The organism is Streptomyces sp. NPDC088246, from assembly GCF_044741025.1.
Classification (GTDB): Bacteria; Actinomycetota; Actinomycetes; order Streptomycetales; family Streptomycetaceae; genus Streptomyces.
This window is the reverse complement of the sequence record NZ_JBIURV010000015.1, coordinates 1-18,542: the sequence shown is the minus strand read 5'-3', so window position 1 is coordinate 18,542 and position 18,542 is coordinate 1. Positions and strand designations below refer to the sequence as shown.

The window sequence follows — 18,542 nt, the reverse complement described above, 5'->3', positions numbered from 1 at the left end:
TGATCCCAGGAGATCACCACTCAAGTCTCAGCAGGTCCTGACGCACGAGACAGCGACCGCTGACGCAGGGCCACCGTCCGGCTTGGTCGGGCACAGGCTCCCGCCGCAAAGCGAGAAGCCCGCCCACGGTCGTATGGACGTTTCGAAAGTGCTCTGCTCCAGATAAGAGGAGACCATCGTGCCCGTCGTATCCGTTCCCTACGCCTTCAACGAAGAGGAGCTCTATGTCGACCTTCGGTCGATCATCGGGCACTCGCTCTTCCTGAAGTGTGAGGGCTTCAACTTCGCCGGCTCGATCAAGTTGAAGGCCGCAACCGAAATGGTGGAGGCTGCTGAGCGGGATGGAGTCCTGACGCCGGAATCGATCCTGGTCGAGTCCTCGTCCGGGAACCTCGGCGTGGCGCTGAGCATGATCGCGGCGAGCAAGGGCTACCGGTTCCTGTGTGTGACGGACTCCCGCGGCAACCTGTCGACCAGATTGATGATGGAGGCGTTGGGCAGCCAGGTGCACGTGATCGCCGATCATGAGGCCAACGGCGGCTTTCTCGGCGCGCGGATCGAGTACATCCGCGCGCTGTGCGCCTCCGACGACCGGTACGTGTGGCTCAGCCAGTACACCAATCCGAGCAACTGGAAGGCGCACTACCGCAAGACGGCGCCGGAGATCGCCCGCCAGTTCCCGCAGCTGGACGTGCTGTTCGTCGGGGCCGGCACCACCGGGACCCTGATGGGCTGCGCGCGCTACTTCCGGGAGTGGCACCGGCCGGTGCGGATCATCGCGGTGGACAGCGCCGGGTCGGTGTCCTTCGGCGGTCCGCCCGGCCGCCGGATGATTCCCGGCCTGGGGATGAGCATGCGCCCGCCGCTGCTCGACGAGTCCTATGTGGATGAGGTGATATATATCGAGGAGGCGGACACCATCCGTACCTGTCACCGTCTGGCCAGGCGCGGATTCCTGTTCGGCGGCTCCACCGGCACGGTGGTCAGCGGAGCGACGGACTGGTTGGCCCGGCACGACGCGCGCGAACTCACTGCAGTGGCCATCGGCCCGGACCTCGGCGAGCGCTACCTCGACACCATTTACCAGACCAACTGGCTGCAGGATCTCTACGGCGAGGACGTGCTCGACTCCGACGAGGTGACCGCCGGTTCCTGGGCGGCCTCCCCCGCGCCACCACCACGGTGGGGCCGGCAGCTGGACCCTGCAGACCGGCAACCGCAATGGCAACCCGCACCATCAGCTCCAGGATCGTAAGACCTGGGTGTTCTGTCCACGGAGCTGACGGCCCCGACCAGGCCCTCCTGGCCGCTGCAACCCGCGTGCCATCAAGCCGGTGGATGGACGGAACGGCTGCTCGGCATGCGACGTGCGCCATGCCGGAGCACTCTGATCGTGAAGCTGCTTGTCCCCGGACCGGCAGCCGGCCAGGAAGGGGTGGCAGCGATGTTCGCGAGGCTGAGCACCTATGAGGGATCACCGGTTCCTGCGCAGGGAGGCCTGACCGCGAACTGGGAAGAGACTCTCGAGCAGGTCCAGGAGGTCCCCGGCTTCCGGGGCGTGTACTACCTCGTCGACCGAGCCTCTGGGAAGGCCAAGTCGCTGACCTTGTGGGATGACAAGCAGACCATGCAGGCCAGCGAGGAAAGGACAACCCGGCTCCGCGAAGAAATCGCAAAGAGGGAAGGCCAACGGGTTGTCTCGGTCGAGCGCTTCGAGGTGGGATTCAGTCACCTGGAGCCATAGCAGTCATCGTTCCGCAGGTTGACGGCGCCATGAGGTCGGCGGGCCGATGGCACCAAAGGAATTGGACGGGCGCCTGGATCCGTGCGCGATCGCGGCCGGCCTCGGTTTCCCCGTCTTGTCGACGCTTCCGGGGAGCGGTGTTGTGCCATTCGTGTTGTGATCGATGGCGGAGGACACAAACGCTGTTGAGAACGGGAGGAAATCATGGCTGAGAAGCTGCGAGCGCGAGACATCATGTCCGGCGGCGTGCAGTGCGTCGGTGCGCACCAGTCGCTGTTCGACGTTGCGAAGATGATGCGCGATCTGGACGTCGGTTGCCTGCCCATCTGCGGCGACAACAACAAGCTCACAGGCTTGATCACCGACCGTGACATCATCGTCAAGTGCTGCGCCGAGGGCGTCGACCCGGCAACCGTGCAGGCCGGATCGCTCAATGCCAGGGTGCACTGGATCGATGCCGAAGCGGACGCCACCGATGTCCTGACGACCATGGAGGAACATCAGATCAAGCGGTTGCCGGTGATCGACGTCCAGAGCGGCCACCGTCTGGTCGGCATGATCACGGAGGCCAATCTTGCGAAGAATCTGAGCGACGAACAGATTGCCGAGTTTGCGAGCCGCGTATACGCGAGCGCTGGAGTGTCGGACCAGTCCGAACACTGAGGCGTCTCCTCGAACCCCGGAAGACAGTCGCCGGCCGGGGGTCCGACCCGCACGGCGTTCGGCCGCCGCGACTATGAGCTGGTAGATGCCGCATACGCAGAACGCATGGTCCGCGATGCATGCACGGACCATGCTCCTGGCGTTGATACGGGTCGTACGAGCCACCCGCTCGCGAGCTTCGGCTCCGCCGAGCAAGCACCATGAGCTGTCTCAGAGCCCGGCCTGGCCGTGTCGTGGCCAGCGCTGCCTGGCCGGGCGGGAGAGCCCGCTCGGCGGATGCCTGCGGCGCAGGCGAACAGTGAGCTTTTCGATCGCGCTTCGAGGCCGTCAATGTGCGCCTCCAATCAGCCTCCAGGCCGGTGGGGTCGGGGTCCTGTCAGGCCGGTGCCCTGACGAGGTATGTGCAGCAGCAGAGCTTCTACGGATGACAGCGTTTTCCTGCGCGTCTGCCGCCTCAAGGACGACGGCGCCCACCACGCCGTGCTCGGCATAGCCTGCCTGCACAATCTCACCCAGGCCGGAAAGGCGGACGGGCCGCACGGCGACCGACCGCGCCTCCACCCATCAAAGATCATTCATGGGACGTCCCCTGGGCCGTCATCTGCGCCCCACCCATAGCCAGTCCACTTATCTCAGATTGGACTTGGTTGGGCGCTAAATGGCATTGCTACGGTCCTCGCATGAGATTCCATGTTGTCAACGCGTTCACTGATCGTCCGTTCTCCGGGAACCCGGCAGGTGTGTGTCTCCTGCCCGCCGGGGAGTGGCCGCAAGACACCTGGATGCAGCAGGTTGCAGCTGAAATGAACTACTCAGAGACCGCATTCGCTCTCCCGCTGCCTGTTGAGTCCGAGGCCGACTGGGCGATCCGCTGGTTCGCACCGCTCGTCGAGACCAATCTGTGCGGCCATGCCACATTGGCTACGGCGCACATCCTGCGTGTGGAGCGGGGTCTCCTGGGCACTGTGCGGTTCAGCAGTCGGCAGAGTGGCGTCCTGGTGACCCCACGCCCACGAGGGAGGCAGCGTCACTCTGGACTTTCCGGCCGCGCCCGGCGCCGAAGTCCCCGTACCGGAAGGACTGGCCGAGGCGTTGGCGGTCAGGCCTGAAGCCACCTTCCATACGGGCGCGCTCGGCGATCTGCTGACAGTCCTGCCCGGTGAAGCCACCGTTCGGGCCGTGACTCCCGACCTGGACGCGGTAGCCGCCCTGACGCGCCGCGAGGGCCTGCGCGGCATCATCATCACGGCCCCGGCGGCTGAGACCGGCCTGAAGTACGACTTTGTGTCCCGCTTCTTCTCACCGGCCGAGGGCATTCTCGAGGACCCGGTCACGGGCAGCGCCCACACCGCGCGCGCCCCGTACTGGTCGACGCGACTTGGCCGCGACGAACTCACCGGCCTCCAGGCGTCCGCGCGTCCTGGTCTGGTCCATACTGCTGTGCACAGCGACCGCGTCCACCTCACAGGAAACGCCGTCACGGTCATGGACGGCACCCTGCATGCCTAGAACTCGTCCGGCCGGTTCCGCTGCCCATCTGGGACTCCTGAGACCGTCTCAGCCTCTGTCCCATCGGCGAGCCCCGTCCGTCTGATGGCGGCCCAGCGCACCGCAACTCCGCGGAATCCGGGACGAGTCGGCACCAGGCTCTGTGCGGGCGACGGGCCTTCCGCCGGCACGCGCTCCGCGGAACCGCGCGGGACGACAGGAGCTCGCCGCATATCTCACAGCGGGGAGTTCCGTCATGGGGGTTGCTTCGCCGCAGTTTCGTTGCGGCGGCGCCTGCTCGCAGGCCGTCACACATCACAGCCGACAGCAGGCGCGGCGTGCCCACGGAACCCTCCCGGAGTTGTCCCGTCGTCGAGCAACTGGCCAGCAGCGACTGCACATCCTCCGGCCCCCGCCGTCACCCCGCACCGCCCCGGTCTGCTGGGCACGCCTCAGCGGCGCCGTCAGGAGTTACGGAGCGTTCGAGGGAGTCGGTCAGCCAGAGGTGGGACGCGCCGAGTGTGACCGGGTCGCCGCTGGCCTCGCCCACGAGCCGCCAGTAGCGGCGCATCCGCGGGTCGCGGTCGGCAGCCACGTGGGCCAGCAGTCGGCCTCTGAACTGCGGGGTGTCGCTGCCGCCACGTACCGCGGCGTGTGCCGCGACGAACCGATCGAGTTCGGGGCCCCCGCGGGGAGGCTCGCCCGCCCGCACCATGGGCTGGGCCAGCGCGCACGCCTCACTGATCCCATTCATCAGCTCGGCCTCGTCAGCGATCAGTTCGGCGTTGGCCCGCGCCATGGCCAGCAGGCCGCGTGTCAGTGCCCGGTCGCCGGCCAGGGCGAACAGTTCAGCGAATGCGACCACCTGCGGCGGGGTCGGGTCGGTGGGCGGCTCGGGCACGGCCATGGTCACGAACGCGGTGAGCATCGCCTCGGACACCGGCGCGACCATCGTGCGTCTCCAGAAGTCGATCAGCGCGTTGCGGGCGGCACCCCCGCTCTCCACGGCGGCCAGCAGCTCCAGCCTGGCAGCCCGGTCGCCTGGTCCGGCCTCCTCGACCGCGCGCAGCGAGGCCCGCCGCCAGGCCAGGTCCGCGAGCTGCACGTCGAGCGCGGCCCGCTCGGCCGCGACGACCTCGGCCACGGAGCGTTCGCCGGCGAGCACGTGCCTGATGGAGATCAGCCCGATCCCGAGCCCGCGCAGCCGTCTGACCAGGCCGAGCCGCTCCACGGCCGCCTGGTCGAACCTGCGGTGCCCGCCCGTGCTGCGCACCGAGTCGACGATGCCTTCGTCGCAGTAGAAGCGAATGGTCCGCACCGGCACGCCAGTCAGCCGCGCCAGGTCGCCGATCCCAAGCGTCTCATCGAGCAAAGGCACTTGAACCTCCACTGGACTGAAGTTTCTACCGTACCGGCGTTAGCCCGTGAAAGGAGCTTCGTGATGACATCGACGCTGGACACCGCACGGCTCGTGGAGGGCCTGCGGGAGCAGACCGGAGGGTTCACCCGCGCGGTCGCCGGAAGGGACCCGGACGCTCGGGTGCCCACCTGCCCAAAATGGCCGCTGCGTACCCTTGTCGGGCGCGTCGGCCAGGAGCACCGGTGGGCGGCCGAACTCGTGCGCAAGGGCGAGCAGTTACCCGTCCCTGACCCGCGGCAGGCCGATCCCGGCGCCCCGGACGAGTGGGCCCGGTGGCTGCGCGAGGGCGCAAAGGAGTTGATCCGCGCGATGCAGGAGCCCGGCACGGACACCGAGATGCACACGTTCTTCGGGCCGCGGCCGGCGGCCTTCTGGCTGCGCAGGGTGCTGAGCGACACCTGTGTCCACCACTACGACGCGGCGTTTGCGACGGACACCGCGTTCGAGATCGCCGACGACCTCGCGGCCGACGTGATCAGCGAGAACCTGGACCTGCTGTCCACGCCGGCCTTTGAGACGGCCAGGCCGGCGGTCGCCGGGCTGCGCGGCCGGGGCGAGCGGATCGGGTTCCGGCCGAGGTCCATGGAGGGCTGGGTGATCACCAGGACGCCTGAGTCGGTGCGGTGGGAGCGCGGGCCGGCCGAGGCCGACGTGGTGGTGTCGGGGGCGGTGGCGGACCTCATGCTGGTGTTTTCCCACCGCGTCCCTCCGGAGGACAACCGGGTGACGGTGACGGGCGACCGCGCGTTGCTGGACCACTGGCTGGCCCACACCGCGCTCTAGCCTCAGGCGACCCGCAATGCGCTTCCATCGCCGCGTCGGTTCGCCTGGCGATCCGGCCCCACCCGATCCGCTTTCAGCAGCGCCTGGTGGGGCGGGGTTGACGGCCCGTGCAGGGCGCGTTCGTCGGCCTGTCCGGCTTCCTGGCAGCGGTCCAGGTCAGGCAGCAGGTCGGGTAGCGGTCGAGCACGTCGCCGTGCCCGGGCCGCGGTCGTGCCACCAGCCGTGGGCGTCACCAGTGGTACGTGGTCGGCACATGGCTGGTGGCGCCTGGCGCCGGCGGGCGCCCTCACCCGGCGTTGCAGGGCGCGCTCCGCTTGGGGCGTCACCGGGTCCAGCAGGGCGAGACAGGAGTGCCCCATCGCACTGCGTCTGGCAGATGGCGGGCTGCTGACCTGCTGGGACGCCATGTCGTTCGAGGACGCCAACGGCCGGTGTTCTCAAACGACATGGCTTTCACGGAAGTGCCCGGGCGGTGGGCAAGGACAGCTTGGCTTCATTCACTTTCGGTGACAGCGTTTGTTGACGAGTTCGGGTTCTGCTCGCGTTCCGGGGCGGTGATCTCGACCTGTGGCCTTCGCTGAGGAGCTGTGGCCTCCGCCTGGCAGGTGATCGACTACTCCGCATGGGCCTCGCGCGAGCGTGCCCTACATGCACGGACATGCTGACGAGCTGAAGGTCACAACCACAATCCGAGATCTCTACCGAACCCGGGGTCGACACGCCGACTTCCGGAACCAACCTGGCCGGGACACGCCTCTGTTGAGTCAGACCGCGGACGGACACCGGACCGGCGACATACCCCGGGAGAGCCAGCCCCGAAGAGCGGCAGACGGTTCACGAGTCACCCGGACCGGCGTCCTACGGCACGCTACGAGCGGCCAACCCGACCGCGTCCCGCTTTCCCCATATAAGTCGGCGGTTCACACCGACTCCTTGATCTGCACCAGATCGACGTCACCCCGTTACCCGGATCGCCCGCCCGCACCTTGGAGCAGATACAAGCACGCTCGACGTCCCCCGAAGAGCATCCCCCAGATCAATTCTGACAGTTATTCAATTACAGGCCCCCGGGCCTGGCGGAGAACTGCCAGGTCGGTGTCTTCCTCGCCTACGCCGCCCAGCGCGGTCGTACATTGATCGACCGTCGGCTGTGCCTTCCCGCTCCTGGACGGACGCCCCCGAGCGCTGCCGCCGGGCCGGCATCACCGATGAGACCGCGCGGATACCGGCCCAGCGCGCCGAGCCGGAACGGACCGGTGTCGCGAAATCTGGGCCGCCGTCGTTGGCGTAGAAGGCGGTCATGGGCATTCGGGGCGGCCCCCGCGTGGTCGAGTGCAGCGTTCACGGCGGGTGCGGCTTCCACGGTGAAGCTCATCCGGCCGCCGGGAGAGCTCGTCCGCCGGCGCGGACGGAGGACTGTCGTCGAGCAACGCAACCCATGGCTGAGCGATCGACCGCTGATCGTGATGCGATGGAGAAATGAATGAATCACTAAAAAACCGCACAAATGGAACGTATGATGTGGTCGTGCTGGGCGCAGGCCCGGTCGGACAGAACGTCGCCGACCACGCCCGTGCTGCCGACCTCACCGTCGCCGTCGTGGAGTGTGAGCTCGTCGGCGGTGAATGCTCCTACTGGGCGTGCGTCCCCAGCAAGGCGCTGCTACGGCCGGTCGTCGCCGTCGCCGACACCCAGCGGGTGGACGGCGCCCGGCAGGCCGTCACCGGCCGGCTCGACACCGACCGGGTCTTCGCCCGCCGCAACCACTACGTCACCGACTGGGACGACAGCGGACAGGCCAAGTGGGTCAGGTCCATCGGCGCCGATCTCTTCCGTGGCCAAGGCCGGATCGACGGCCCCCGCCGGGTCACGGTCACCCGGGACGACGGCGCATGCCAGACGCTCACCGCCCGGCACGCCGTGGCCATCGCCACCGGCAGCCGCCCGGTGCTGCCCGACATCCCGGGCATCAAGGATGCCCGCCCCTGGACGAACCGGCACGGCACCGACTCCAGCACCGTCCCCGCCCGGCTCGCCGTCGTCGGTGGCGGCGGGGTCGGCGTCGAGATGGCCACCCTTTGGCAGGGCCTCGGCTCCCAAGTCACCCTGCTCGCGCGCCGCGCCCTGCTGCCCCGGATGGAACCCTTCGCGGGCGAGCTCATCGCACGCGGCCTGACTCAGGCGGGCGTGGATGTGCGGATCGGAGTGCAGGTGACCGCCCTGCGTCGCCCCGCCGCCGCCGAACCGGTCACCCTGACCCTCGACGACGGCAGCGAGCTGGAGGCCGACGAAGTCATGTTCGCCACCGGCCGCGCCCCCCACACCGACGACATCGGCCTGGACACGGTCGGCCTCACCCCAGGCTCCTGGCTGGACGTGGACACAACCTGCCTGGTCCGTGGCGTCGAAGGCGACTGGCTGTACGCCCTTGGCGACGTCAACCACCGCGCTCTCCTCACCCACCAGGGCAAGTACCAGGCCCGGACAGCGGGCGACGCGATCGGCGCGCGCGCCGCCGGCCTCCCGCTGGACGACGCCCCCTGGGGCGACCACGCCACCACCGCCGACCAGCACGCCGTGCCGCAGGTCTTCTTCACCGACCCCGAGGCGGGCGCGGTGGGCCTGTCCGCCGAGGAAGCAGCCCGGGCCGGCCACCGCACCAAGGTGGTCGACCTTGACTTCAACGCCGTGCAGGGCGCCAACCTCTACGCCGACGGCTACCAGGGCCGCGCCCGGATGGTGGTCGACCTCGACCGGCAGGTCCTGCTCGGGGTGACCTTCGTCGGCTACGGAATCAGCGAACTGCTGCACTCCGCGACCATTGCCGTCGCCGGCGAGGTCCCGCTCAAACGACTGCGGCACGCGGTCGCCTGCTTCCCGACCGTCAGCGAGATCTGGCTCTTCCTCCTCGCCGCCTACCACCGGAACTAGAAGCGGTGTCGCCGTGGGCCACGCTCCACACCCGGTTTCGCCGCCGGGCAGCGCCCTGCTCGCGGTGTCCCCCACCCACCGGGAACGGCTGCCCGCTCCCGTTCCCTCCTGGGAGGACGACCGCGGCTTCCATCGCGTGGTCGCCATCCTGCGGGTGCAGGGCAGACGTTCGGCTGCGCCTTTGCCCAGGGGCCCAGTGGGCCGGGTCCGGTTCGCCGCTCGCGACGAGGCCGCCGGGGACGGCTTTCCGGGCCTGGCCTCTGCGGCAGGCCCAGGCGTTGCCGGTCGGCACCCGTTCGATCCGGGGATTCCGGCACCAGACCCCTTCTTCGACGCACTCAACCCGCGAAGCGGGCCATCCACTCCTCGACGTCGTCCGCCGACCGCGGCAGGCCCGCTGACAGGTTCTCGTGACCGTCGTCGGTGACGACCAGGTCGTCCTCGATCCGGACGCCGATGCCGCGCCACTCCTCGGGCACAGTGAGATCGTCCGGCTGGAAGTACAGGCCGGGCTCGACGGTGAGCACCATGCCCGGCTCCAGCACGCCGTCGACGTACTCCTCGTGCCGGGCCTGCGCGCAGTCATGGACATCCAGACCGAGCATGTGACCGGTGCCCGCCATGGTGAAGCGGCGTTGGAGGCCGAGTTCGTACGCGCGGTCGGCCGGGCCTTCGATGAAGCCCCACTCGACCAGCCGGGCGGCCAGGTGGCGCTGGGACGCCTCGTGGAAGTCGCGGTACGCGGCGCCCGGCTTGACGGCAGCCATGCCGGCCTCCTGGGCCTCGTACACCGCGTCGTAGACCTTGCGCTGCAGAGGAGTGAAGGTTCCGCTGATCGGAAGCGTGCGCGTGACGTCGGCGGTGTAGAGGGTGTGCGTCTCCACTCCGGCGTCGAGCAGGAGCAGGTCCCCCGGACGCACCGGACCGTCGTTGTCCGTCCAGTGCATGATCGTGGCGTGCTCCCCCGCGGCGCAGATCGAGCCGTAGCCGACGGCATTGCCCTCGAGGCGTGCGCGGCGGAAGAACGTGCCCTCGATCCACCGCTCGGACGACGCGATCGCCCGGGAGAGCTCACCGATCACATCGGTGAATCCGCGCACCGTGGAGTCCACGGCCTTGCGGAGCTCGGTGATCTCCCAGTCGTCCTTGACGAGACGGAGATCACTGAGCGCCTCTTCCAGTTCGGCGTCGCGCTCCTCATCTGTGGTGACGGCGGCCTCCAGGGACGGGTCGAGATCCCGGACGATCCGGGTCGGCGCACCGGAGGCGGCGGCCAGGTCACCGGCCGCCGTGCGGACGTCCCGGCAGGGCAGACCGAGTACGAGCTCCGACTCGGCGAGGGAGCGGCGCCGGCCCATCCACAGCTCCGCCGTGTAGCCCACCCAGAACTCGTCGTTGTCCCTGCTGTCCCGCGGCAGCTGGTAGCAGTAGGCGTCATGGCCGCCGTCCGCACGGGGTTCGAGGACGAGCGCGCCGTCCCGGACCTGGTCTCCCGTCATGTGCACGTAGCCCGAGTACGGGCGGAACGGGTAGGTGTCGTCGTTGGAACGGACCTTGAGATTCCCCGAGGGGATCACGAGGCGTTCGCCGGGGAAGCGTGCGGAGAGCGCGGCACGGCGGCGGGCCGCGTACGGAGCCTGCTCGCCGAGTTGCAGGTCGTGCTGCTCCGTGTCCGCCCACCCCGTCCGCATCAGAGCGGACAGTTCCTCGGAGATCCCTGAGTAGAGACCGTTCTTTCGGCCTTTTGCCACGTCATACACCTTCTTCTGGGTGGGTTCCTCAACGGCGAGGGGCAGAGGGGCCCTACGGACAGGCCGAGCTCCCTCCCGGTGCGGTCCGGGCGCCCTCGCTGCCGCCGGTCGATGGCGGCTCCCGGACCGTATCCCGCATCACGCACGCTTGGTGCCGAAGACTGCCACTGGCACAGATCGGCCACAGCCCCGACAGGAGCCGTCGATAATGCGGCGTATGACGAACGCGAAACTCGGCGAGGCCCTTCGGCTTCTGGGAATCGATCACGCGGCCGGGCAGGTCTATCTGGCGCTGCTGGAGCTGGCCCCCGCTCCGCTGAGTGCGATCGGAACCGCGGCCGGTCTGGGCGCTGCGGAACTCGCCACGGCGTACGGCGCGCTGGTCGACGCCGGTCTGGCCAGCGCCGCCGAGGAGGGCGGGGAGGTGGTGGCCCCGGTTCCGCCCACCGCGGGCCTGGAGATCCTCGCCCGGCACCGGGCGGCCGAGGTCGAGGAGTCGCGCATCACCGTCGGAGGCGCGTTCGAGTCGTTCCGGCGACAGCGGCTCGCCGCGTACAACGACAATCTCGTCGAGGTCGTCACCGGCGACGCCGTCGGCCCCAGGATGCGTCACGCTTGGGCGAGCGCCCGCGATCAGATCCGGCAGTTCGAGTCACCACCGTATTTCCCCTTGCCCGGGGCCACGGACGACGCGCTGGCCACGCTCGCCCGCGGTGTGACGCAGCGTGTCGTGTACTCGCGGGAGTCGCTGGAGCATCCGGGCCACCTGAAGGAAGCCATCGAACCGTGCATCAGGGCCGGCGAACAGGCCAGGGTGCTGCCGTCGGTGCCGGTCAAACTCGTGATCATCGACGAGGCGTACGCGCTCGTGTCGTTGTCGATCAAAGAGGCCGACGTACACAACGCCATGCTGGTCGTACAGCCGTGCGGCCTGTTCTCCGCGCTCGTGGCACTGTTCGAGCAGTCCTGGCAGAGCGCCCTGCCGTTCCACGGCCACACCACCCGTCCAGGCGGTCTGCCACCCGCAGACCGCCGCCTGCTGTGGCTCCTCGCGGGCGGTGCGAGCGACGACGTCATCGCCCGCGAGCTGGGAATCAGTCGCCGCACGCTGTTCCGCCGCCTGCAGATCCTGATGGCCCAGCTGGGCGCCGCGAACCGCTTCCAGATGGCCTTGCAGGCACAGCGCTGCGGATGGTTGTGACCCGCACACTGCCGGACGAAACCGAGGCGAGCAGCTCGAACGTGCTCGGCCGGCGGCGCCGAGGGCTGTCGCCACACGGCGGACGGCGTCGCCCCGGCCCGATGCGAAACACCCGGACCTTCACCGAACCGTCCTGGGCCGCGCGCACCGTGAAGTTCAGGTCGGACTTGGCGGTCACGAACTCGGGCACCAGGCCCTCGGCCTGCAGCGCGTGGTACTCGGGCAGCTCCTCGTAGCTGGTCAGCGTTCCAGCACTCTCCTCGACCTGGACGTCCACTCGGAAGCTCGACCTGGACGTCCACTCGGAAGAAGGAAGTCCGGTTGCCGGTCCGAGGGGGCTGGAGCCGGTCCACGAGCAGATCGAACGGCAGCCCGCTGTGGGCGTAGTCAGCGACCAACGCGTCCCTGGTGCGGCGCAGCAGTTCACCCGAGGAACCGGGCGATGTCCGCCTCCTCGGCGGCGATGCCCGCGAGCACGTCGTCCGTCAAACCTTCGAAGGGGGTGAGGTCCACAGCCCTGCCCCGGTTCCGCGTACTCCAGGTCGCACAGGCCAGGCCGTCCACCGTGACCGCAGGGCCTTGGCAGACGGCTGCCGGAAGCTGTGCCACGGCAGATCAGCGGGCGTGAGGGCCCGGGTGTGAGGACCCGGTGGCCGAGCGCCGGGACCCGATGGGGAACCAGGAGGAAGCGTGATCGCCATGGTGACCGCCGGGCGGTCCAGCATCGTCCTGGAGCGAACGGGTGAGGAACGGGCGCTGCTGACCCGTCCGGAACTGTTGCGCGCCGATGGCATCCGGGTGACGGGCGACGCGCCGAGGCGCTCAGCCTCTCGCAGGAGTCGCCCCGATGCGGGGGCCCGCAGTACGGGCAACACAAGAAATCCCCGGTCCGCAATTGCGGACCGGGGATTTTCCCGAGTATATTGAGTCTTTCTGTGTGCCCACAGAAAGGCCCCACAAAGGGGGCTTCTAAGTAACACCATATCCGGCAGGGAGCCATTTTGTCAACTCGGGAAAGTGCCGAATTGCAGAAGGAGCAGGAATTCATCGGCCGGCTCTATGACCGTGTCGACGTGCTGCGCGGAGTCGCTGCACAGCACGTCGATGACGCGCTGACGCCGGTCGGGACCGGACTGCAGGCCCGTCTCGAACGCGACGTGCTCGTCGCCGAACGCTCGGGTCTGCTGGCCGCTCTGAATGCGGTGGACGGCTCGCTGTGTTTCGGCCGCATCGATCTCTCTGACGGCGACGCGCACCATATCGGGCGTATCGGAATCCGCGAGGACGACACCGCGCATACGCCCATTCTGATCGACTGGCGTGCGCCGGTCGCCCGCCCTTTCTATCTCGCCACCGGTCACATGCCGATGGGTCTGCGTCGGCGCAGACACATCACCACCAACGGCCGCGTCGTCACCGAGCTGCACGACGAGATCCTCGACGTCGAGGACCGCGAGCGCACCGGTTTCGAGGACCCGAGCGGCGATGCGGTGCTGCTCGCCGCCGTGAACTCCGCCCGCACCGGCCGCATGGGCGACATCGTGCGGACCATCCAGGCGGAGCAGGACCGCATCATCCGCGCCCCACACCGCGGTGTGCTCGTCGTCGAGGGCGGTCCCGGTACCGGCAAGACGGCGGTGGCGCTGCACCGGGCGGCCTACCTGCTGTACGAGCACCGTGAGCTGCTCGCCAAGCGCGCCATCCTGATCGTGGGCCCCAACCCGGCCTTCCTGAGCTACATCGGCGAGGTGCTGCCCGCGCTCGGCGAGACCGGTGTCCTGCTCGCCACGCAGGCCGAACTCTTCCCCGGGGTCCAGGCCGACGGCACCGACACACCCCGTGCCGCCGCCGTCAAGGGCGGTGAGCCGATGGCCGAGGCGCTCGCGCTCGCCGTGCGCGAGCGGCAGCGGCTGCCCGAGCCCGGCGCCCCACTGGTCATCCCGCACGACGACGGGGACCTCCTCCTCGACTGGGAAATCGCCTACGAGGCCCGCCAGGCGGCCCGCGACACCCGCCTGCCGCACAATCTCGCCCGTCCGCACTTCGCGTTCCGGATCATCGATGCCCTCACCGCGCAGCTGACGGAGCGCATCGGGGCCGACCCGTACGGCGGTCCCAATTTCCTCGGCCCCGACGACATCGCCCAGCTCGGCAAGGGCGTCGCCGTCAGCGAGGCGGTGCACTCGGCCGTCGACGAGCTGTGGCCCGCGCTCACCCCGGAGGGGTTTCTCACCGGCTACCTGGCCGACCCCGTGTACGTACCGGACGAGGACGCCGAAGCCATCCGGCGCGCACCCGACGGCGGAAAGTGGACCCCCGCCGACGTTCCGCTGCTCGACGAGGCGGCGGAACTCCTCGGGGTCGACGACAGCGCCGAGCGGGCCGCCGCCGAGGCCGAGCGTCAGGAGCGGATTGCGTACGCGCAGGGCGTTCTGGCGCTGTCGAGGGGCTCGGAGACATACGAGTTCGAGGACGAGGAGTCCGAGGTCCTGGCCGCCCACGACATCATCGACGCCGAGCGGATGGCGGAGCGGCAGGAGGAGGCCGATCACCGCAGCGCGGCCGAGCGGGCCGCCGCCGACCGCTCATGGGCGTTCGGGCACATCATCGTCGACGAGGCGCAGGAGTTGTCGCCGATGGCGTGGCGGCTGCTGATGCGCCGTGCGCCGACCCGCTCGCTGACTCTGGTCGGCGACCCCGCGCAGACCTCCGAGGAGGCAGGCGTCGGCTCGTGGGAGAAGATCCTGGAGCCGTATGTCGGTGACCGCTTCGAGCATGTCAGGCTCAAGGTCAACTACCGCACGCCCGCCGAGATCATGGAGCTGGCCGCCAGGGTCGTACGCGCCGACGACCCCTCCTTCGAGCCGCCCGGCTCGGTGCGGTCCACCGGCGAGGTGCCGTGGACGCGGGACGCCGGGGAGGACCTGGCAGGGGCGGTGGCGCAGGCGGTCTCGGAGCTGATGCCCAAGGAGGGACGCCTCGCGGTGATCGCGCCGCGGGCGCTCCACGAGGAGATCGCCGCTCCACTGGAAGGAGTCAGGGCCGGTGCCGAACCCGATCTGACCCGCACGGTGGTTCTGCTCGACCCCCGGCAGGCGAAGGGGCTCGAATTCGACCATGTGCTGGTCGTGGAGCCCGCCAGGTATGGGACAAGCGACCTGTACGTGGCTCTGACCCGCGCCACGCAGCGCCTGGGCATCGTCCACCGGGAGGAGCTGCCCGAGTCACTGCGCTGACGGCGCCCGGGCGCGGCACTCGAGCGGCACCGGCGATGGGTGCCGCCGCTCCGGGTCCCGCTCCCGGGCTCGTCACCGCGGGTGTCCGGGCCGGCCGGCGAGGGCCGGCCCGGACGTCATGATCGGACGAGGTCGAACCGGTCCGGGTTCATCACCTTGTGCCACGCTGCGACGTCGACGACATCGTGTCGACGGCCCCCAGGACGGTGCGGGGCCTGGAGATCCGCGGCATCGCCGTGGCGCTCCCCGACGTCGATCCCCCGGCCTCGTTCATGAGCCATGAGGTCATCCGGATCACGCCGACGTGGGTCTACGCCTGGGGACTCGACCCCGACGTGCAAGGCCGGCAGGTCCGTTCGAAGGCGGCGAAGGCGTCGGGGAACCACGGTTCCGTCACGCCTTCGCTCGGCGGCGCGCGCTCGATGTAGCCGCCAGGTGAGGAGCTGAAAGTGCCGGCGTCTCGGATTACTCCTCAACCCCGTTGTGTTCAGGTGGACGGAGGCCGCGTCGGGGATGTTCCACAGCAGTCGCTCGCGGTAGGAGTTGAGCGGGTCGGTGCTGTCGTCGATGCCGCCGCTGCAGGTGTTGATGGTGCGGTCGCCGCCCAGGATGTTGACCAGGATCGTGGCGCCGCCGGGGATGTTCTGGAAGACGATTCCCTGCTGGCCACCGCCCGGCGCGGTGAGGTCGAAGTCCACGTCGAAGACCTGGAGCGAGGACGTTCCGTCACCGCGGAACACGGTCTGCGTGCCCTGGTTGACCGCTGTGCCCGTGGCTTGCCGGGGTCGGCCGTCGACCCGCGCACAGCACAGGTCGGCCGTGGTCGGCTGGTCCCGCAGGCCCGTGCAGGGCTGGACGGCGTTGGGGGCGTGGACGAGCTGTCCGGTGACCGTGCCGGACTCGGTCCCCGCGTACCGTACGACGCCCTGCTCGCCGACCAGTCCGCCGGTGGTGTCGAGGCGCCGGCCGCTCGCGATCTTCACGTTCCTGCCGGTGGTCAGGAAGTCCGCCGCGTTCGGCGGCGGCACGCGCGAGCCCACGCCGACGATCCCGAGGTTGTACAGGCCGCCGACCGCCGCGTCCTTGTTCTGGTCGAAGTCGTCGAGCACGACGACTCGGCCCTCGGCCTCCGCCGCCCGGCCCCGACCAGGAAGTCGTTGCCGGCGAAGATGTTGATGGCGTTGTCGCGGCCGGCGATCGGCCCGTTGTTGATTCCGGGGAACGGGTTCGGGCAGGAGCCGAGGCCGCCCGGAAGCGGGGCCGTGCAGGCGGGAGCCGTTCCGAGGCCGAGGGTGAGGGCGGGCACGGTCGCCGCCGCTACGACCAGGGCCGTTCCGGTGGCGCCGACACGGACACGCGGCGCGCCGAGGTGCTGGGAGATACGTCTCATGAGGGAACTGGCCGATGGCCCCCGCGTACAAACCGTCTGCATGAAACGTACCGGTGATCGGATCTCCCGACCTGTCTCATGCGAACGGAGTACGCCGGTGGGTCTGCGGCGCGATCGGACGCGTGCCGGGTCAGTGTGTGACGTCGAATGCGGCGGCGCGGGACACGAACGTCGTGTCCCCGTCCTTGGCCGTCGCCAGCGCCGAAACGTACCAGGTCCCCTCAGCCAGCTCGGCGGCCTCCTCCTTCGTGGCCCGCAGCGTGTAGGTGCAGTGGGACATCTCGGCCGTGGTGCTCCGGCACGTGGCGCTTTCCACGGACCGAAGCTCCGCCTCAGTCGGATCGAGTTTCGAACTCGCGGGCCATGCAAGGACCTTGAGGCTCCGGATGCCCGAGTCGTCACTCGCGTCCGCGGTGAAAGTGAGTGCGCCTGCGCTGCCGTTGGACGGAGCGGCGTAGCGGGCCGAGCCGTTCTCCAAGGTCGGCTCCGTGGCAGCCGAGGCCATGGCGAGGCCGCCGGCGGAAATTCCGCCGAGGACGACAACGCCGATGAGCGACGACACGAGAATGCGCTTGGACATGAGAAATCCTCCTGAATTCGTCAGGGAGCAGATGTTGTGCACCTGCGGAAAGGAAATGCCCTTCGGGCGGACGGCCGGAAAGCGATGCGCGGAAAAGCTTGGAAGAACCGGTGGTCGATCGCTTTCTCGATGTGATCGACTCTATGGCCCGGAGCAGTGCGCTGCCCTCGCGCTACGGGATGATTACCGCGTCGAACCGGAGGTAGAGAACGCTTCCGGCCCGTCCATCGTCCGAGGTGCACACCGCAACTCCGCACCGCTGTTCCGTCACTCCGCGCGGGCGGGACGGGCGTCCGGCCGTGCACCGCCGTGACCGGTTCCGGCCGATCCTTTCCACGCCTTCCGAACCATGCTCTCGTCGATGCCGTCGCCCGCGTCTTCCTCGCGGTCTGTGCCGTCCTGTTCGTGTGGGCGCTCGTGGTGCGCGCCGACGACAGCTCGGACGAGTCCGTGGCGGGTGTCATCCCGCTGCTCGCCACCGCCGCGGCGAGCCTTGTGCTGTTCGTGTTGCCATACCAGAACGCGATGTTCGTCGCCGCCGTCGTTCTCGGGGCGATGGCCCGGTCATCGGCTGGTGCGCCCGCGCAGCGCCGCGGCGACGGCCCGGGCCCGGCGCCGCAAGTCCCGGCCGCCAGGCCGCCAGGCCGCCAGGCCGCAGCTGGGACCGGCGCCAGTGTCTGCGTGCGCTTCTGCTTCTGCTTCTGCTTCTGCTTCTGCAGGGATTGGGCCGCCGGGAGGGCAAGGCATGGCCGGGAGCGCAGGGCATACGCCGGAATTCCGAGCCGGCTGCGTGCGGCTACTGCTCACCGGCCGCGGCGGCGAGCTCCTTGAGCAGTACGGCGACGGCGGTCTCGGTCATCCGGTACCCGTCGGCCGTCTCGACGATGTCGCCGGCAGTGACACGGGAGGTCCACCACTCTTCCAGGAAGCCGGGGGCGTATCCGCCGGTGCGGAAGCCGAACGGGTCGGACACCAGACAGAAGGCGATCATGAGCTCGTAGTCCGGCTGTGTGTAGGAGCGCTCCTGCGAATGCGGCGTCCTGACGTACCGTTCGAAGGAATCGACCTGGTTGTCACTCGTGAACAGCCAGAACAGGTAGTCGTACATCAGCATCGAGCGCGCGTCGGCCTGCAGGGCAAAGAACCCCTTCTCCCGCACGACAGCCTCAGCGAGCCCCCTCATCAACCCGTCCGCGTCGGGCAGGAGGTCCGCGACTTCGCGGAAAGCCCCTAGTAGGGCTTTGTTAGGTCCTGTGGTGGGGTTCGGGGGTTGGTGCGGGTTGGCCGCATATCGAGCAGGCGCCGGTCCAGGTGGCCAGGAGGGCCTGGAGTTCGCGGAGGACCGCGTAGAGGGT

14 protein-coding genes and 2 pseudogenes are annotated in these 18,542 nt (G+C 69.2%); 10 read left to right on the top strand and 6 right to left on the bottom strand.

Going from position 1 to position 18,542, the window contains the following annotated elements:
* Window positions 1-178 precede the first annotated feature (178 nt).
* The 4 genes and pseudogenes from sbnA (at window position 179) to ACIPEK_RS21320 (ending at window position 3,916) form a co-directional block, all read left to right on the top strand.
* Window positions 179-1,255 carry a 2,3-diaminopropionate biosynthesis protein SbnA gene (gene sbnA, locus ACIPEK_RS21335; RefSeq protein WP_401998266.1) on the top strand — a complete coding sequence of 359 codons (1,077 nt, stop codon included), beginning with the start codon at window positions 179-181 and terminating at the stop codon, window positions 1,253-1,255.
* Window positions 1,256-1,393: 138 nt separating this feature from the next.
* On the top strand, window positions 1,394-1,744 hold the full coding sequence (locus ACIPEK_RS21330) for a hypothetical protein (RefSeq protein WP_401998263.1): 351 nt from the start codon (window positions 1,394-1,396) through the stop codon (window positions 1,742-1,744).
* A gap of 204 nt (window positions 1,745-1,948) precedes the next feature.
* The gene (locus ACIPEK_RS21325) at window positions 1,949-2,407 is read left to right on the top strand and encodes a CBS domain-containing protein (RefSeq protein ID WP_383072041.1); all 459 of its coding nucleotides are present in this window, start codon (window positions 1,949-1,951) and stop codon (window positions 2,405-2,407) included.
* A 680-nt stretch (window positions 2,408-3,087) separates the two neighbouring features.
* Window positions 3,088-3,916 (top strand): annotated as a pseudogene (locus ACIPEK_RS21320) (PhzF family phenazine biosynthesis protein).
* Between the two features lie 397 nt (window positions 3,917-4,313).
* Here the strand turns inward: ACIPEK_RS21320 and ACIPEK_RS21315 are convergent.
* Window positions 4,314-5,273, bottom strand: coding sequence for a MerR family transcriptional regulator (locus ACIPEK_RS21315; RefSeq protein WP_401998260.1), 960 nt, complete (start codon window positions 5,271-5,273; stop codon window positions 4,314-4,316).
* A 63-nt stretch (window positions 5,274-5,336) separates the two neighbouring features.
* Between ACIPEK_RS21315 and ACIPEK_RS21310 the strand changes: the two genes are divergently transcribed.
* The 3 genes and pseudogenes from ACIPEK_RS21310 (at window position 5,337) to ACIPEK_RS21300 (ending at window position 9,029) form a co-directional block, all read left to right on the top strand.
* Entirely contained in the window at window positions 5,337-6,098 is a 762-nt protein-coding gene (locus ACIPEK_RS21310; protein WP_401998257.1) for a maleylpyruvate isomerase family mycothiol-dependent enzyme, read from the top strand.
* Window positions 6,099-7,168: 1,070 nt separating this feature from the next.
* A pseudogene (locus tag ACIPEK_RS21305) lies at window positions 7,169-7,311 on the top strand (transposase); the annotation flags it as partial.
* A gap of 266 nt (window positions 7,312-7,577) precedes the next feature.
* Entirely contained in the window at window positions 7,578-9,029 is a 1,452-nt protein-coding gene (locus tag ACIPEK_RS21300) for a dihydrolipoyl dehydrogenase family protein (protein WP_401998254.1), read from the top strand.
* Window positions 9,030-9,367: 338 nt separating this feature from the next.
* Here the strand turns inward: ACIPEK_RS21300 and ACIPEK_RS21295 are convergent, their stop codons facing one another.
* Entirely contained in the window at window positions 9,368-10,780 is a 1,413-nt protein-coding gene (locus ACIPEK_RS21295; protein ID WP_401998251.1) for an aminopeptidase P family protein, read from the bottom strand.
* Window positions 10,781-10,997: 217 nt separating this feature from the next.
* Here ACIPEK_RS21295 and ACIPEK_RS21290 point away from each other — a divergent pair, with 217 nt between their 5' ends.
* Window positions 10,998-11,981 (top strand): LuxR family transcriptional regulator, encoded by a 984-nt coding sequence (locus ACIPEK_RS21290; protein WP_401998249.1) that lies wholly within the window; start codon window positions 10,998-11,000, stop codon window positions 11,979-11,981.
* 423 nt (window positions 11,982-12,404) lie between these two features.
* Here the strand turns inward: ACIPEK_RS21290 and ACIPEK_RS21285 are convergent, their stop codons facing one another.
* Window positions 12,405-12,590, bottom strand: a complete 186-nt coding sequence (locus ACIPEK_RS21285; RefSeq protein WP_401998246.1) for a hypothetical protein — start codon at window positions 12,588-12,590, stop codon at window positions 12,405-12,407.
* Window positions 12,591-13,006: 416 nt separating this feature from the next.
* Between ACIPEK_RS21285 and ACIPEK_RS21280 the strand changes: the two genes are divergently transcribed.
* Window positions 13,007-15,217 carry a HelD family protein gene (locus ACIPEK_RS21280; protein WP_401998243.1) on the top strand — a complete coding sequence of 737 codons (2,211 nt, stop codon included), beginning with the start codon at window positions 13,007-13,009 and terminating at the stop codon, window positions 15,215-15,217.
* Between the two features lie 116 nt (window positions 15,218-15,333).
* Here the strand turns inward: ACIPEK_RS21280 and ACIPEK_RS21275 are convergent, their stop codons facing one another.
* Window positions 15,334-16,326 (bottom strand): choice-of-anchor A family protein, encoded by a 993-nt coding sequence (locus ACIPEK_RS21275; RefSeq protein ID WP_401998240.1) that lies wholly within the window; start codon window positions 16,324-16,326, stop codon window positions 15,334-15,336.
* Between the two features lie 411 nt (window positions 16,327-16,737).
* Window positions 16,738-17,187, bottom strand: coding sequence for a DUF5707 domain-containing protein (locus ACIPEK_RS21270; RefSeq protein ID WP_383072034.1), 450 nt, complete (start codon window positions 17,185-17,187; stop codon window positions 16,738-16,740).
* A gap of 309 nt (window positions 17,188-17,496) precedes the next feature.
* Between ACIPEK_RS21270 and ACIPEK_RS21265 the strand changes: the two genes are divergently transcribed.
* Entirely contained in the window at window positions 17,497-18,018 is a 522-nt protein-coding gene (locus ACIPEK_RS21265) for an SCO4225 family membrane protein (protein WP_401998237.1), read from the top strand.
* Here the strand turns inward: ACIPEK_RS21265 and ACIPEK_RS21260 are convergent.
* Window positions 17,984-18,370: a hypothetical protein gene (locus tag ACIPEK_RS21260; RefSeq protein WP_401998234.1), complete on the bottom strand. Its 387-nt coding sequence runs from the start codon at window positions 18,368-18,370 to the stop codon at window positions 17,984-17,986. The two genes, ACIPEK_RS21265 and ACIPEK_RS21260, sit on opposite strands and share 35 nt — an antisense overlap.
* Between the last annotated feature and the right edge of the window lie 172 nt (window positions 18,371-18,542).

Bases quoted from the DNA above. Each gene is read 5' to 3' on its own strand.
- ACIPEK_RS21325 (WP_383072041.1), top strand. From the start codon at position 1,949: ATGGCTGAGAAGCTGCGAGCGCGAGACATCATGTCCGGCGGCGTGCAG.
- ACIPEK_RS21310 (WP_401998257.1), top strand. From the start codon at position 5,337: ATGACATCGACGCTGGACACCGCACGGCTCGTGGAGGGCCTGCGGGAG.
- ACIPEK_RS21300 (WP_401998254.1), top strand. From the start codon at position 7,578: ATGAATGAATCACTAAAAAACCGCACAAATGGAACGTATGATGTGGTC.
- ACIPEK_RS21290 (WP_401998249.1), top strand. From the start codon at position 10,998: ATGACGAACGCGAAACTCGGCGAGGCCCTTCGGCTTCTGGGAATCGAT.
- ACIPEK_RS21270 (WP_383072034.1), bottom strand. From the start codon at position 17,187: ATGTCCAAGCGCATTCTCGTGTCGTCGCTCATCGGCGTTGTCGTCCTC.
- ACIPEK_RS21260 (WP_401998234.1), bottom strand. From the start codon at position 18,370: ATGAGGGGGCTCGCTGAGGCTGTCGTGCGGGAGAAGGGGTTCTTTGCC.